The 626-nt window shown below is 66.3% G+C and carries 1 protein-coding gene; it reads left to right on the plus strand.

The features are described 5' to 3' along the window. On the plus strand, window positions 1–626 hold a 626-nt coding region (locus tag WS89_RS28295), incomplete at both ends, for an aldehyde dehydrogenase family protein (protein WP_156440624.1).

Genomic DNA, 626 nt, shown 5'->3' on the forward strand with positions numbered 1-626 from the left:
GTGCGCGCGAACCAGCAACGCATCGCGAAGACGCTGACGGCCGAGCAGGGCAAGACGATTCCCGACGCCGAAGGCGACATCTTCCGCGGCCTCGAAGTGGTCGAGCACGCATGCTCGATCGGCACGTTGCAACTGGGCGAATTCGCGGAGAACGTCGCGGGCGGCGTCGACACCTACACGCTGCGCCAGCCGCTCGGCGTGTGTGCGGGCATCACGCCGTTCAATTTCCCCGCGATGATCCCGCTATGGATGTTCCCGATGGCGATCGTGTGCGGCAACACGTTCGTGCTGAAGCCGTCGGAGCAGGACCCGATGTCGACGATGGAACTCGTCGAGCTCGCGCTCGAGGCCGGCATACCGAAAGGCGTGCTGAACGTCGTGCATGGCGGCAAGGAAGTCGTCGACGCAATCTGCACGCATCCGCTCGTGAAGGCGATCTCGTTCGTCGGTTCGACGGCGGTCGGCACGCACGTATACAACCTCGGCGGCCAGCACGGCAAGCGCGTGCAGTCGATGATGGGTGCGAAGAACCACGCGATCGTGCTGCCCGACGCGAACCGCGAGCAGGCGATCAACGCGCTCGTCGGCGCGGGCTTCGGCGCGGCCGGCCAGCGCTGCATGGCGAC

Source organism: Burkholderia sp. MSMB1072 (genome assembly GCF_001524725.1).
Taxonomy (GTDB): Bacteria; Pseudomonadota; Gammaproteobacteria; order Burkholderiales; family Burkholderiaceae; genus Burkholderia.